At 53.8% G+C, this 435-nt stretch carries 1 protein-coding gene; it reads left to right on the top strand.

What is annotated here, in order from left to right; all coding sequences use genetic code 11:
- Positions 1-164 precede the first annotated feature (164 nt).
- Positions 165-314, top strand: coding sequence for a hypothetical protein (locus tag F1735_RS34300; RefSeq protein ID WP_167241521.1), 150 nt, complete (start codon positions 165-167; stop codon positions 312-314).
- Positions 315-435 lie beyond the last annotated feature (121 nt).

Raw genomic sequence — 435 nt, 5'->3', positions numbered from 1 at the left:
CGGCTCTGCCAACCGAAGCCGGAATCAACATGCCCAAAATGGACATTGGCACCAACGAGCAGACCGAAGAATGCTCCCTAAACAATCTGTAAATACTGTCTCAAATAGTTTGACACGCTCCGAAGCTGCTACAGCGCCCGCTACCTGATGAGGAAAGCGAACTGATGCGCTGGTTAACCGATGAAAATATGGTTGTGCCCGAAGGAGTCGGATATTACATGACGAACCTCGCCGGCATCACTGCCGCGCGCGAGCTGGCACAGTTCGACACACTCAGCCGCAAACGTATCAGGGTGATTCGCTACCGTGTGTGAACGGGCTTTGAAAAGCGCGCAAATTTGGGCTTTGCACGCGGTTTTTGTTAAATTCCCCGCCGTGCCCGGGACGGGGTAGCTTGACTATTTCGCGATTTGTGCATCAAGCCCGCTGGGGAAC

It is taken from the genome of Massilia genomosp. 1 (assembly GCF_011682185.1).
GTDB classification, from domain to species: Bacteria; Pseudomonadota; Gammaproteobacteria; order Burkholderiales; family Burkholderiaceae_D; genus Telluria_A; species Telluria_A rubra.
The sequence above is the reverse complement of the archived record's forward strand: the minus strand, read 5'-3'. Positions and strand labels throughout refer to the sequence as shown.